The following is a 13,420-nucleotide window of genomic DNA, read 5'->3' on the forward strand; positions in this document are numbered from 1 at the left end:
TCGAGACTTCACACCTAGAAACTAGGCCGACCACAACCCCCGAATCCCGTGTCCTCACACGCTTCCCACAACTTCCGAACGTCGCTCTCACACGCCGCCGAGCGCCAGCGGGATGGTGGGCGGGCCGTTCCGCAACACCGACTCCACCAGGCTGGGGAGGGATCGGGGGGCGAAGCGGTCCTCGGCGGACTGGAGTTCGGAGAGCGTCCACCAGCGGTGGCCGTGGAGGTTCTCGGCCTGGAGTTCGGCTTCGGTCAGGGTGCCGCCGACGGTGAACGGGCCGGTGCGGATCAGGAAGACCTCGTTGAGGACACCGTCGTACCCGGTAGCGTGGCCCTCGGCAACTACCTCCTGGTGCCAGAGGTGCGGCGGGTCGTCCGGAGTCTCGAGACCGATCTCCTCCCGCAGCTCGCGGCGCAGCCCTTCGATGAGCGTCTCGTCCGCCTCCAGGCCACCGCCGGGGGTCGCCCACAACGGCCCGTCGTCGAACTCGAAGCGGACCAGGAGGATGCGGTCGTCCGGGTCGACGACGAGAGCGCGGGCGGCCGGACGCAGCCGCGGACAGGTGAGCTCGAGCTCGCGGTTCTGCTCGACCGACCGGAAACCGAAGCGCGCGTTGACCTTCTGCATCGGGGCGTTCGACAGTGCCGTCCAGGTGTGCAGGAAGCGCTGGGTGGTGCGATGTTTCGCCAACTGGTCGAGGTTCGCCAGCTTCAGGTGCGTGCCCAGGTTGTGCCCGCGGTGGTCCCGCAGTACCAGGGTGTCGTCCTGCTGGGCATGCTCGGCATCAGCCCGCGGCAGGTACATGAGCGTGTAGCCGGCCGGCGCACCGGACAGCGTGTGCGCCATCGTCACCAGCGCCAGGTAGTTCCGATCGACGCGCTGCTCGCTTGCCTGCAGCTTCTCGACCGTCCACGGCACGACCTCGCGCGTCATCCCGCCGGTCGGCACGTCCTCGTCCATCGCGGTGTGCAGATCGGCGTACGCCTGCTGATGTTCCGGCGGGCACACGCCCGCCCACGAGGTGAGCCGATAGCCGTCCAGCGTCCCGGCGGACCACCGCAGCTCGTCCAGGCGCGCCTCGTCGTACGGCAGGGGTACGACGAGATGGTCCTCGACATGCTCGACGGTGAGCCCGAGTCGCTCGGCGAACGCACTGCCCGGCGACGACTCGCCCGGCACCCCGATCTCGGACTGGAAGATGGTCCGCCCGAGCTGCGCCGCGCGGGTCACGGCCCACTGCCACAGGGCCGTCCCGATCCCCCGCCGCCGATGCTGCGGCGGTACGTCGATCTCGACCTCGACGATGTCGAGGTTGTCGGTCAACCGGTACTCGAACAGCATCGCGCCGAGTACCCGGTCGTCCTCGAAGGCGCCGACCGCGATCCGGCGCTTGAGCGGGCCCGGAGTGCGCAGCGAGAAGCCGAGCGCCTCCTGCCCGACCACGAGCGCGGCCTCGCGTCCCGCGACCACACCGGCCCGCAGGGCGTCGTACCACTCGTCGAACAGTGCCAGGTCGGCCGGGTCGATCTCGCGAACGATGATCACCCGGCCGACCCAACCAAACGAACGGGTCAGGCGCTAGTCATTAACCGACTCAGACGGGGGCGACCTTGCCTTGGTACATGTACATGATCACGAAGTTGTCGGCGTACGGCGCGTTCTTCAGGATCGGGTCGTCGTCCGCCGGGAACTTGGCGACCCGGGTTCCCTCCAGCGCCGGGTTGTTACCGTAGCGCTCCCACAGCGGGATGATCGGGAGCAGTTCGTTGAACGCCATCGCCGCGGCGGTGATGTTCTTCTTCTGCTCGTCGACGTTCAGGCCCTGGGCCGACTTGTCCACCACGGCCTGCAGGTCGATCGGACCCGCCGACGTGGTCTGCTTGAGCGGGAAGTTCATTCCCTTGCCGCCCTGGTTCGCCGCGATCACGTAGTTGAACGTGTACAGGTCCTGGACGAACGCGAAGTACGGGTGCGGGTGGTTCGAGGCGCCCCAGCCCTGGATGGCGATGTCGAACTTGCCGGCCAGGACGTCGGGGTTCAGCTGGGTGAAGGTGATGCCCCGCTTGGTGATGTTGAACCCGAACTTGTTCAGCTGGTCGGCCGCGTTGGTGGCGGCCGGGTTCCAGTCGGCGAACTCGGTCGGGAACTTGATGTCGTACGCGGCCGGCTTGCCCGCCGGCGTCTGCCACTTGTCACCGGACTTCTTCCAGCCGGCCTGCTGGAGCAGCTGGGTGGCCTTGTCGAGGTCCTTCTCGTAGGCCTGGAGCTTCTGCTGGTCGGCGTCGGTGATCCAGTCGGGGACGAGGATGTCGGAGAAGCCGGCCATGAACTTGCAGGGCTTGCCCGAGTCGCCGAGCGCGACGGTGCCGTTCTCGTTGCGGTCGAGGACGTAGGCGATCGCCTGCCGGACCCGGGCGTCGGAGAACTCCGGGCGAGTGGTGTAGTTGAACACCAGCGAGGGACCGGAGTACACCGGCGGGCGGAGGATCCGGAAGCCGTTCTGCTGGAACGTCTTCTCGCTGGCCACGGCGAAGCCGTGGGTGGCGTAGTCGACGTCCTTGTTCATCACGACCGGAGTGATGTCGGAGGTCTCACCGTTGTACAGGACGACCTTGCTGAATCCGATCTTGTCGGCGAACAGGCCCTTGTCGTTCTTCACCAACGTCATCTGGGCGTTGGTCATGGTCTTCGGGTCGTAGTTGAACGGCCCCGACACGACCGGGTTCTCCGGCCGGAACTTCTGGAAGTCGGCGTTGACCTGCTTGCCCTCGCCGCTGTCCAGGCTGCCGTTGGCCTTGCGGAGCGTCTCGGCCTTGCTCGCCCAGTCCTTGTAGACCGAGTCCGGCAGGATCGGCGCGCGGAGGATGAAGCGCTCGAGGACCGTGGACGGCGTGCCGATGGTGAACACGACGGTGGTGTCGTCCTGCGCCTTCACGTCGGACAGGAACGTCCAGTCCTGCTGACGCATCAGCCAGCGCAGGTTGAACGTCGAGACGACGTCCTTGGCGGTGAGCGGCGAGCCGTCGCTCCAGGTCAGGCCGGACCGGAGCTTCATCGTGTAGGTCTTGGCCGTTTCGTCCAGCGTGTTGGACTCGGCCAGCAGGTACTCCCACTTCTTGTCGGCCCAGTAGTACATGCCGGCACTCGGGTAGATCAGGTCGAGGTACGGGCTCTGCTGCTGGATGCCGTCGAGGACGCCGGCGCCGAGGTTGAAGTGGCCCTTGGGCGGCAACTGGTAGGGGTACGCGCCGTGGAACTCCCCGGACTTCTTGGCGTCGTTTCCAGCGTCGTCCGGACTGCTCGGCGAACACGCCTCCAGCGACCCGATGCCGGCGATGCCGACCCCGGCGATGCCGAACAGCTGGAGCACATGCCGGCGGGAGACTGCGTTGGTCACGGCGCGCGCGCCGGACTCGTTGGTGCCGGGATCGTTGGTGCCGGTGGGACTCATCCTTCGTCCTTTCTGATCTGACCGCACGCCCATGTGGGTCAGGCACTACTGGTTTGGGGTACTGCTAACCGCCCTCGCGTTTCTCCCGTCGCCGCAGCACAAGGACCGCGGCGACGACGATGAGGCCCAGTAGCAGGCCCAAACACAAGGTGAACAGGGTGACGACGAACTCCGGTGTACCGGGCGTCAGCGTGAGTAACAGAACCCCGCTGGCCAGTACCAGGAACGCCGCCCAGCCGAGCGCCAGCCGGCCGATCTGCGGTGCCATCAGGCCACCGGCTCATCGCGGACCTCGGCATCTCCGGCTCCGTCGCGCGCCACCACGTGGCACGCGGTCGACTGACCGGGACGTACGGCGACCAGCTCGGGCACCGCACCGTCGCACAGGCCGCTCTCGAACTGCGGGCAGCGCGGATGGAACGAACAGCCGGCCGGCAGGTGGGCGAGATTCGGGATCTCCAGGCTGCGCAGCGATCCCGTGCCCTTGGTCTTGGTCAGGTCCGGATCGGGCTCGGGGATCGCGTCGATCAGCGCGCGGGTGTAGGGATGCGTCGGCGAGTTGATGAGCTGCGGTGTCGGCCCGAACTCGACGATCCGGCCCAGGTACATCACCGCGGTCTTGCCGTGCCAGCCGAAGTACTTCGCGATCGCCAGGTCGTGGGTGATGAACAGGAACCCGACCCCGAGGTCGTCGCGCAGCCGGCCGAGCATCGCCAGCACGCTGATCCGGATCGACACGTCCAGCATCGACGTGGACTCGTCCGCGATGATGATCTTCGGGTCCAGGGTCAGCGCCCGGGCCACCGAGATCCGCTGCCGCTGACCACCGGACAACTGGTGCGGGTACTTCGACAGGAAGCTCTCCGGTGGGGTCATGTCGACCTTGGCCAGCAGCTCGGCGGCTCGCTCGGCGGCGGCCTTCGCTCCCTTGACCACGCCGTGCTTGAGCAGCGGTGCTGTCATCGTCTGCTGAATGGTCCGGGTCGGGTTCAGCGAGGCGTACGGATCCTGGTGGACGTACTGCACGCTGCGCCGGAAGTCGCGGAAGCCGTTCCGGTTCATCGACCAGATGTCGGTGCCGTCGAAGACCACCCGGCCGTCGGTCGGTCTGGCCAGGCCGGCCGCCATCCGCGCCGCGGTGGTCTTGCCGGAGCCGCTCTCGCCGACCAGGCAGAGCACCTCGCCGGGGTTGATCGACAGGTTGACCTGGTCGACCGCGCGGATCGGCCCGGCCTTGGTGTTGAACACCTGGCTGACCCCGTCCAGCGTCATCAACGGCGTACGCCCCTCGGCCGTCGCCGGCCGGCTTGTCTCCGTCGCGGTCATGAGGCGGTCCCCAAGTCGTCCTGCACTCTGTTGTCCTGCACTCTGTCGTCCTGCACTCTGCGTTCGAGATGCACGTCTTTGGAATGGATGCAGGCGACCTCGTGCCCGGAGCCCGGTTGATCGGTCACCGGGATCAGTGGCGGGTCGGCCTCCTTGCACTCCGCGGTGGCGTACCCGCACCGCGGGTTGAACTTGCAGCCCGGCGGCAGCGCGGCCAGGCTCGGCGGCCCGCCCGGGATCGACTCGAGATCCGGCAGGTCGCCGACGATCGGCGGCACCGCCTTGATCAGGCCGAGCGTGTACGGATGCCGCGGCCGGTAGAACATGTCCCGGACGCCACCGGTCTCGACGATGCGACCGGCGTACATGGTGGCGACCCGGTCGGCGAGCTCGGCGGCCAGCGACAGGTCGTGGGAGATGAAGATCATCGAGAAGCCGAGCCGTTCGCGGACCTCGTGCAGTACGTCGACGATCGAACGCTGGGTGAGGATGTCGAGTGCCGTGGTCGGCTCGTCCAGGATCAGGACCTCCGGCTCGAGCAACAGGCTCATCGCGATCAGCACCCGCTGCCGCATTCCGCCGGACAATTCGTGCGGGTAGCAGTCCATCACCCGCTCCGGCTCCAGCCGCACCAGCTGCAGCAGTTCGGCGGCCCGCTCTTCGATCTCGCGTTTGCTGGCCTTGGTGTGCGCCCGCATCGTGTCGTGCATGTGGCCGCGGATCTTCATCACCGGGTTGAACGCGTTCATCGCGCCCTGGAAGACCATCGCCGCGTCCCGCCAGCGGAACTGCCGCAGATCGCGCCCGTCCAGACCGAGGATGTCGATCTCGGCCCCGTCACCACGGTTGAAGGTGACCTTTCCGGAAGCATGTCCCAGCCGTGGCAGCAGCCGCAGCAGGCCGAGCCCGAAGGTCGTCTTCCCGCAGCCGCTCTCGCCTACCAGCGCAAGGCTTTCGCCGGGGTACAGGTCGAGGTCGATGCCGCGTACGGCGCGCACGGTGGCGCCGGAACCGGTCCGGTACTCGACGTTGAAGTCGCGGATCGACAGCAGTGGCTTGCCCTGACCGCCGCGCGCCGCGCGGGCGCTGGTTGTGTCCTGGGGCATCGAAGTCACCATGCTCACCGGTCCCGGAGACGCGGGTTGAGGATCTCTTCGAGTGATCTCGTCATCATCACCAATCCGAGCAGCAGCAGGATGATCGCGACGATCGGGCTCAGGATGAACGGCAGGCTGTCGTCGTTGAAGATGGCGCCCGCGATCCAGGCACGGTTGAGCATGATGCCCCAGTTGGAGCCGGTCAGCGGCGCCAGCCCGAGCAGGTACAGGCCGACCAGCGCGTAGATCGCGTTCGTCACGCCGATGATGAAGTTCATCAGGATGAAGCTGGCCATGTTCGGCAGGATCTCGACGAACACGATCCGGATCGTGCCGAGGTCGAGCAACTTGGCCGCCTCGACGAACTCGCGTTCCTTCAGCGAGAGCACCTGGGACCGCACCGCCCGGGTCAGCACCGGCCAGCTCAGGACACCGACGAGGATGGCGAGCAGGATCGGCGAGTCCAGCTTGAACATCGCACCGAGCACCGCGAGCAGGACGATCGTCGGGACCGTGAGTACGACGTCGGCCGCCGTCGTGACCACGGAGTCGGTGCTGGAGCCCAGGTAGGCGGCCAGGGAACCGAGGACGATCGCGATGAAGGTCGAGATCGCGGCGGCGAAGAACCCGATGAAGATGACGGACCGGCCGCCGTCGATCATCTGGATCAGCACGTCCTTGCCCTCGTTGTCGGTCCCGAGAAAGTGCCCGGGCGACGCGAACGGCAGCAGGATCTCCTTGACGTTGGGCTCCACCTCGGGGGTGAAGAACGGCCCGATCGCGGTGATCAGCACCAGCAGCGCCACGATCACGAACCCGATGAAGCCGGCCGGGCTGCGCCGCAACCCATGCATGATGCCGGCGAACCGGGAGACACCCGTCGTCCCGATGGCGGCGACGGCGCCGCCGGTGGCTGCAGCCTCGGTCATCTCGTCACCCCTGACCCTTGCCGGGGACCCGGACCCGCGGATCCAGCCGGCTGTAGAGAATGTCGGCGAGCAGGTTGGCCACCACCACGGAGATCGTGATGACCAGGAAGATCCCCTGCAGCACCGGGTAGTCGCGGCCCGAGATCGCGTTGTAGAGGCTGAACCCGATGCCCTGGTAGCCGAAGATCCGCTCGACGAAGATCGATCCTCCGACGACGAACCCGAGCGAGATGGCCAGCACGCTGAACAGGGGCAGTACGGCGTTGCGCCCGACGTACCCGGACCGGATCCGCGAGTCGGTCAGGCCGCGAGCGCGGGCGACGGTGACGTAGTCCTCGCCGAGGGTCTCCACCGTGGAGGACTTCATCACCAGCGCCCAGGACCCGACCGTGGTCAGCAGGTACGCCAGGATCGGCAGCATCGCGTGGTAGAAGATGTCGTTCAGGAACGCCAGGCTGAACGACGGTTCCACCCCCGGTGTGTACGAGCCACGGGCCTCGGTCAGGTTGAAGACCTGCAGCTTCACCCCGAGGAAGACCACGATCAGGATCGCGAGGATGTAGTTCGGGATCGCGTGCAGGAAGGATCCGATCGAGCTCAGCGTGTGGTCGATCCAGCTTTCCCGGCGGTAGGCCATGATCATGCCGGCCACGATGCCGATCATGAAGCTGAGGATGGTGGCGACGCCGACGGAGAACAGCGTCCAGGGCAGGTAGGTCTTGATCACCTGCGCCACGGTGGTCCCCGGCGAGAGCAGCGAGTTGCCGAAGTCGCCGTGCAGCAGGTTGAGCATGTAGGTGACGTACTGCTGGATCAGCGGTTGGTCCGGATCCAGCGAGAACAGGTTCTTGGCCTGTGCGGCAGCAGCCTCGTACGAGATACCTGTCTGCGCGATCTGGGTCTGGATGTAGGTGTCGACCGGGTTACCGGGCAGCAGCCTGACCAGGAAGAACGTTCCCGTCGTCACGATGAAGACAGTCAGCACGGCCTTGGCTAGTCTTCGCACCAGCCAGGAGTTGAAGAATCTCTTGGGGGCCGTGGGTTTCGGTTCATCCACCGGCCTCTCTATCAGCTTCGAGGCCGGAGTCTCGACCGCACCACTCACAGCTCACCTCCACGCGGGGTACCGACGGCGTGTCAACGCAGAAGCCGAATGCAGCCGTACTAACGCATGCTGTCTTGCATTCATCTGCGCGCAGTGTCGCTAGTTTGCGCAACCACATACACCGAGTCAACGGTTTCTTCGTACCCGAGGCCACGGTCACCGAATCGTGAGTATTCGGTTGCTCTGCGCACCGATTCTGACACCCTCAGTGCCGAAATTCGGTACGCCGCAACGCAAACGTCGCCCGCCACCCCTAGCGGTGGCGGGCGAACGTTTGATAAGTCAGCGAGTTGCGCGGTTGATCGCGGAGACGACGGCCTTCAGCGAGGCGGTGAGAATGTTGGCGTCGCGGCCGACACCCCAGTAGACCTCGTCACCGACCTCGCACTCGACGTACGCCGCGGCGAGCGCGTCGCCGCCCGCGGAGAGCGCGTGCTCGTGGTAGTCCAGCACCCGTACGTCGTACTTCAGCGGCTGGATCGCGTCGACGAACGCCGACACCGGGCCGTTGCCCTCACCGGACAGCTCGTGCGGAACACCATTGGAATAGACCTGAACGCGGAGCTGGTCGCCCTGCCCCTCACCGGACGACGAGTTGACGCTCAGCAGCGACAGCTTGCCGGGCGAGAGGTACTCGGCCGCGAAGATGTCCCACATCTGCTGCGGACCGACCTCGCCGCCCTCGGAGTCGGTGTGCTGCTGGATCACCCGGCTGAACTCGATCTGCAGCCGGCGCGGCAGGTCGAGCCGGTGCTCCGACTTCATGATGTACGCGACGCCGCCCTTGCCGGACTGCGAGTTCACCCGGATCACGGCCTCGTACGACCGGCCGACGTCCTTCGGGTCGATCGGCAGGTACGGCGCCTCCCAGGTGATCTCGGACACCGGCCGGCCCTCGGCCGCGGCCTGCTTGTCCAGCGCCTCCAGGCCCTTCTTGATCGCGTCCTGGTGCGAGCCGGAGAAAGCGGTGTAGACCAGGTCACCGGCGTACGGCTGCCGCTCGGGCACGCGCATCTGGGTGCAGTATTCGACCGTGCGGCGGATCTCGTCGATGTCGGAGAACTCGATCTGCGGGTCGATGCCCTGGCTGAACAGGTTCATGCCCAGCGTCACCAGGTCGACGTTGCCGGTCCGCTCGCCATGGCCGAACAGACAGCCCTCGACCCGGTCCGCGCCGGCCATCAGGGCCAGCTCCGTCGCCGCCACCGCCGTACCGCGGTCGTTGTGCGGATGCAGGCTGATCGTGCTGTGCTCGCGCCGGGTCAGGCCCCGGCTGAACCACTCGATCTGGTCGGCGTACACGTTCGGGGTCGACATCTCGACGGTGGCCGGCAGGTTCAGGATGATCTCCCGCCCCTCCGCCGGCTGCCACTGGTCGCTGACCGCCTCGCACACCTCGAGCGCGAACTCCAGCTCGGTGCCGGTGAAGATCTCCGGGCTGTACTGGTACCCGAACTGGCAGTCGCCCAGCATGTCGTCGGCGTACTTCATCACCGTCTCGGTGCCGCGTACGGCGATGTTGAGGCACTCGGCCTTGTCCACGTTGAAGACGACCCGGCGGAACAGCGGCGCGGTCGCGTTGTAGAGGTGGATGGTCGCCTTCGGCGAGCCCTGCAGCGACTGCACGGTCCGCTCGATCAGCTCGTCCCGGGCCTGGGTCAGCACCGAGATCGTGACGTCGTCGGGGATGACGTCGTCCTCGATCAGGCTACGGACGAAGTCGAAGTCGTACTGGCTGGCGCTCGGGAAACCGACCTCGATCTCCTTGTAGCCCATCTTCACCAGCAGGTCGAACATCCGCCGCTTGCGGGCCGGCGACATCGGCTCGACCAGGGCCTGGTTCCCATCACGGAGGTCGGTGGACAGCCAGCGCGGAGTGCGGTCGACAGACCTGGTCGGCCAGGTGCGGTCCGGCAGGTCGATCGGCGGGAACGCCCGGTAGCGCCGGATCGGCATACCGGAGGTTTGCTGGACGGGCTTGGGCTGATTCTGCGGTGCCACGGGGGTTCTCCTCGGGAAGGTGTACTGCGGGGTCGTGAGGGACGACCGGCGTACGACCGAACTCCGCGGCGAGGGAACCGGCCTTGTCAGGCCTCGCCGCGGCAGCGAAGGAGGAGAAGCTGGTGCCGCATGATGCCAGTGAGTCTATGCACAACCACGCTCGGCCGTCGAACCGGGGGTCTCGATCGGCGAGACACGGAGCGTGACCGCGTTGTGCCGGACAGAGTGCTGAAGAAGTGCTGAAGATGTGCGTCCTGCGGTCCTTGGCGGGAGCCGTGGCGATGCAAGGATGGCCGGATGGCGGCGCGGGTACTGGTGGTCGAGGACGCGGAACCGATCCGCACCGGCGTCGGTATCGCGCTGACCGAGGCGGGCCACACGGTGCGGACGCAGGCGGACGGCGACGGCTTCGAGCGGGAGCTGGCGGAGTGGCAGCCGGACCTGGTGCTACTCGATGTGATGCTGCCCGGCCGGGACGGGTTCGAGCTGCTGACGGTCGCTCGGGAGACGTCGAACGCAGGTGTGATCCTGCTGACCGCGCGTGACGGGGTCGAGGACCGGCTGCATGGGCTGCGGACCGGGGCTGACGACTATGTGGTGAAGCCGTTCGTTCTTGCCGAGCTGATCGCGCGGGTCGAGGCGCTGCTGCGGCGGATGGGCCGGCTCCGGACTGTCCTGGAGATCGGCGATCTGGCGGTCGACGTCGAGGCCGGGTTGGTACGGCGGGCCGGGCAGGAGATCGAGCTGACGGCGACGGAGTACAAGCTGCTCGCGTTCCTCGCGGGGCGCAGCGGCAAGGTGGTCGGCAAGACCCAACTGCTGACCGCGGTCTGGGGGTACGACGACTACGCGGCCAACCTGGTCGAGGTGCATGTGAGCGCGCTCCGCCGGAAGCTGGAGGCACTCGGGCCACGGTTGCTGCACACCGTCCGCGGTTCGGGCTACGTCCTGCGGCCGCCGTCATGAGGCCGCTGCGTACGGCGTCCTTGCGGGTTCGCGTGACGCTGACGGCGATCGCCGTACTGCTCGTCGTGCTGCCGGTGACAGGGCTGGTGGTGAAGGCGGTCTTCGACGCGCAGGCCGAGCGCAGTCTCGACTCGCTGCTGACCGGGCGGGCGCAGCTGGCTCAGCAGCTCGCCCGGCAGAACGTTGCCCCGAGCAACCTCGTACGGCGGATCGACGCGGACGGGGTCCGGGTCACGCTGATCCTACGGTCGGGTCAGCAACTCGGTACGCCACCGGTCGACCCGGGTGGGACCGTCCGGCAGGTGCGTGCGACGTTGCAGACGGGACAGCGGACGCGCGGCGCGACGTTGCTGTTGTCGGCGGACACGGCGTTGTTGTCGGACGCGAGCGCGCGACTCCGGACGGTGCTGCTGATGTCGGGTGCGGCGGCGATCCTGATCACCGCGCTCGCGTTGATCATCGGGATGAGGTTCGCGCTGGCGCCGCTGGATGCGATGACGGGACTGGCGCGGTCGATCGTGGCGGGGCGGCGAGGTGAGCGGCTGCAGCCGGAGCGGGCCGACACCGAGCTGGGGCGTACGGCGGCCGCCTTCGACGAGATGCTGGACGCGCTCGAAGGTGCCGAGGGCTCGGCGCGCCGGTCCGAGGACCGGATGCGTGAGTTCGTCGCCGATGCCGCGCATGAGTTGCGTACGCCGGTCGCCGGGTTGCAGACCGCTGCGGAGACGTTGATCCAGCTCGGCCCCGAGGCCCCGGCCGAACGCCGCGAAGAGCTCGAGCTCCTGCTGGTCCGCGAGTCCCGGCGCGCAGGCACTCTCGTCGCCGACCTCCTGGAACTCAGCCGCATCGACGCCGGCCTGCAGCTCAACCTCGCCCAGGTCGACCTCCGCCACCTCGCCGAAGCCCAGGCCGCCCGCATCCGGTTGGTCGCGCCCGACGTCGCCGTCCAGGTGACCGGGTCCGCGACGGTCAGCGGCGATCCGGAACGCCTGGCCCAGATCCTCGCCAACCTCCTCGACAACGCCCGCCAGGCCGGTGCGCACTCCCTGCACATCGCGGTCGCCCCGACCGGCCTCCTGGTGGAGGACGACGGCCCTGGAGTCCCGCCCGAAGTCCGCGAACGCATCTTCCAACGCCTCGTCCACGGCCCCCAGAGCAAGGGCGCCGGCCTGGGCCTCGCAATCGCCCGAGGAGTCGCCCGAGCCCATGGTGGTGATCTGACGGTTGGCGACCGCGCCGACGGTCGGCGCGGTGCCTGCTTCGAGCTCTTGCTCTCACACCCTCAGTAGGCCGTCGATGGTGGTTTTGTGGTCGGCGAGGATCTTGGCGGGTTCGGTGCCGAGGACGTCGCGGAGGACGGTGGCGTAGACGTCGCGGAAGTCTGTGGTCGCCTTCAGGTCGCCGTTGGAGAGGTCGGTGAGACTCGGCTGCTCGCCGAAGAAACCACCCGACACCTTGTCACCGACCACGAACACCGGACCCGCCGTACCGTGATCCGTCCCGTCGCTCCCGTTCGCCTGGACGCGCCGGCCGAACTCGGAGTACACGAGCACCACTGCGTTCTTCCCCCGGTCCGTCTTCCGCAGCCGTTGCACGAACGGCGTCACCGCAGCGTCCAGCTCAGTCAGCAACCGCTGCTGCGTCCCGCGCTCGTCAGCATGTGTGTCAAAGCCCCCGAGGGAAGCCGAGTAGGCCCGCGTCGGCACACCCGCCTCGATCAATCCCGCAATCAGTTCGAGCTGGGCTCCAAGTTGCGACGTACCGCCCGCCGATGCTCCCTGCGTGCGCTGCTCGTCCTCGTCTTCGTCCTTCTCGTGACCGGTGCGCACCGCGTTGCCGAGCACCTTCGTCGCGTCCTGCAAGTCCTGCACTGCCTTGGCCGCGCGCGCCTGCCAGTGCCCCTCCCCCGGACTCGGCTTGCCCAGCGCCGCGTACGCCGTACCGAGTGCACCTTTGGGGAGTGCCAGCCCACGCAACGGCAGCGACGCAGCCGCAGTGGTCTCGCCGGCCAGCAGCGGCGGAAGGGTGGGTTCGACCGACACGGCCCGGAGCGGATCGGCACCGGTCGCATCAAGCCAGCGGCCGAGCCATCCGGTCGGGACCGGCGACTTCGGCGACGCCGTCTGCCAGATGGCCATCGAACGGAAGTGGCTGCGATCCGGCTCGGGGTACCCGACGCCACGCACGATCGCCAGCCGCTTCTCGTCCCACAGACCCTTCAGGCCCTTCAGGCCCGGGTTCAGCCCGAGCCCGTCACCCAGATCCAGCACGTCGTTCTGCTCGTACGCCAGATCCGGGCGCGCCTTCTGGTACGCCGGATCGCTTGCAGGCACGACCGTGTTGAGTCCGTCGTTGCCGCCGTACAAGGTGATGACCACCAGCACGGACTGGTCGCTCGGCAATGGATTGTCGACCGCCGCGGCCATCAGGTCGGACCAGTTCACCTGCGTCGCCCCGACAGCCAGCGCTCCGGCTGCCGTCACGCCGCTGAGCGCCAGGAACCGCCTTCTCGTCAGGTTGTCCATCGGTCCTCCTCGGCCGC

General features: G+C 67.5%; 11 protein-coding genes. 2 read left to right on the forward strand and 9 right to left on the reverse strand.

Translation table 11 applies throughout. The features are described from left to right. Positions 1-87 precede the first annotated feature (87 nt). The 8 genes from OG817_RS22890 to leuA all read right to left on the reverse strand — a co-directional run bounded on the left by OG817_RS22890 (position 88) and on the right by leuA (position 9,867). Positions 88-1,548, reverse strand: coding sequence for a GNAT family N-acetyltransferase (locus tag OG817_RS22890; protein ID WP_406046714.1), 1,461 nt, complete (start codon positions 1,546-1,548; stop codon positions 88-90). A 49-nt stretch (positions 1,549-1,597) separates the two neighbouring features. Then, positions 1,598-3,454: an ABC transporter substrate-binding protein gene (locus OG817_RS22895; RefSeq protein WP_360447365.1), complete on the reverse strand. Its 1,857-nt coding sequence runs from the start codon at positions 3,452-3,454 to the stop codon at positions 1,598-1,600. Between the two features lie 64 nt (positions 3,455-3,518). After that, complete coding sequence (locus OG817_RS22900) at positions 3,519-3,722, reverse strand: hypothetical protein (RefSeq protein WP_396394715.1); 204 nt, start codon at positions 3,720-3,722, stop codon at positions 3,519-3,521. Then, positions 3,722-4,780: an ABC transporter ATP-binding protein gene (locus OG817_RS22905; RefSeq protein ID WP_406046715.1), complete on the reverse strand. Its 1,059-nt coding sequence runs from the start codon at positions 4,778-4,780 to the stop codon at positions 3,722-3,724. Before OG817_RS22905 ends, OG817_RS22900 begins: the two co-directional genes overlap by 1 nt. Beyond that, entirely contained in the window at positions 4,777-5,886 is a 1,110-nt protein-coding gene (locus OG817_RS22910; protein ID WP_406046716.1) for an ABC transporter ATP-binding protein, read from the reverse strand. Before OG817_RS22910 ends, OG817_RS22905 begins: the two co-directional genes overlap by 4 nt. 14 nt (positions 5,887-5,900) lie before the next feature. Continuing rightward, positions 5,901-6,806: an ABC transporter permease gene (locus OG817_RS22915; protein ID WP_406046717.1), complete on the reverse strand. Its 906-nt coding sequence runs from the start codon at positions 6,804-6,806 to the stop codon at positions 5,901-5,903. 4 nt (positions 6,807-6,810) lie between these two features. Then, positions 6,811-7,863 (reverse strand): ABC transporter permease, encoded by a 1,053-nt coding sequence (locus OG817_RS22920; RefSeq protein ID WP_396394720.1) that lies wholly within the window; start codon positions 7,861-7,863, stop codon positions 6,811-6,813. A gap of 330 nt (positions 7,864-8,193) precedes the next feature. Then, positions 8,194-9,867 carry a 2-isopropylmalate synthase gene (gene leuA, locus OG817_RS22925; RefSeq protein ID WP_396395015.1) on the reverse strand — a complete coding sequence of 558 codons (1,674 nt, stop codon included), beginning with the start codon at positions 9,865-9,867 and terminating at the stop codon, positions 8,194-8,196. A 342-nt stretch (positions 9,868-10,209) separates the two neighbouring features. On the opposite strand from leuA, the gene OG817_RS22930 reads away from it, so the two are divergent. Beyond that, on the forward strand, positions 10,210-10,878 hold the full coding sequence (locus OG817_RS22930; protein ID WP_406046718.1) for a response regulator transcription factor: 669 nt from the start codon (positions 10,210-10,212) through the stop codon (positions 10,876-10,878). Next, positions 10,875-12,167 (forward strand): ATP-binding protein, encoded by a 1,293-nt coding sequence (locus tag OG817_RS22935; protein ID WP_406046719.1) that lies wholly within the window; start codon positions 10,875-10,877, stop codon positions 12,165-12,167. The genes OG817_RS22930 and OG817_RS22935 overlap by 4 nt, the downstream gene beginning before the upstream one ends. Here OG817_RS22935 and OG817_RS22940 read toward each other — a convergent pair. Continuing rightward, a complete protein-coding gene (locus OG817_RS22940; protein WP_406046720.1) occupies positions 12,153-13,403 on the reverse strand; it encodes a DUF1501 domain-containing protein in 1,251 nt (416 codons plus the stop codon). The two genes, OG817_RS22935 and OG817_RS22940, sit on opposite strands and share 15 nt — an antisense overlap. Between the last annotated feature and the right edge of the window lie 17 nt (positions 13,404-13,420).

Origin of the sequence: Kribbella sp. NBC_00889 (assembly GCF_045207705.1) — a bacterium.
GTDB lineage: Bacteria > Actinomycetota > Actinomycetes > Propionibacteriales > Kribbellaceae > Kribbella.

Excerpts from the sequence above, each read along its gene's own strand:
- OG817_RS22895 (WP_360447365.1), bottom strand. The coding sequence starts at position 3,454 with ATGAGTCCCACCGGCACCAACGATCCCGGCACCAACGAGTCCGGCGCG.
- OG817_RS22900 (WP_396394715.1), bottom strand. The coding sequence starts at position 3,722 with ATGGCACCGCAGATCGGCCGGCTGGCGCTCGGCTGGGCGGCGTTCCTG.
- OG817_RS22905 (WP_406046715.1), bottom strand. The coding sequence starts at position 4,780 with ATGACCGCGACGGAGACAAGCCGGCCGGCGACGGCCGAGGGGCGTACG.
- OG817_RS22910 (WP_406046716.1), bottom strand. The coding sequence starts at position 5,886 with ATGCCCCAGGACACAACCAGCGCCCGCGCGGCGCGCGGCGGTCAGGGC.
- OG817_RS22915 (WP_406046717.1), bottom strand. The coding sequence starts at position 6,806 with ATGACCGAGGCTGCAGCCACCGGCGGCGCCGTCGCCGCCATCGGGACG.
- leuA (WP_396395015.1), bottom strand. The coding sequence starts at position 9,867 with ATGCCGATCCGGCGCTACCGGGCGTTCCCGCCGATCGACCTGCCGGAC.
- OG817_RS22930 (WP_406046718.1), top strand. The coding sequence starts at position 10,210 with ATGGCGGCGCGGGTACTGGTGGTCGAGGACGCGGAACCGATCCGCACC.
- OG817_RS22935 (WP_406046719.1), top strand. The coding sequence starts at position 10,875 with ATGAGGCCGCTGCGTACGGCGTCCTTGCGGGTTCGCGTGACGCTGACG.
- OG817_RS22940 (WP_406046720.1), bottom strand. The coding sequence starts at position 13,403 with ATGGACAACCTGACGAGAAGGCGGTTCCTGGCGCTCAGCGGCGTGACG.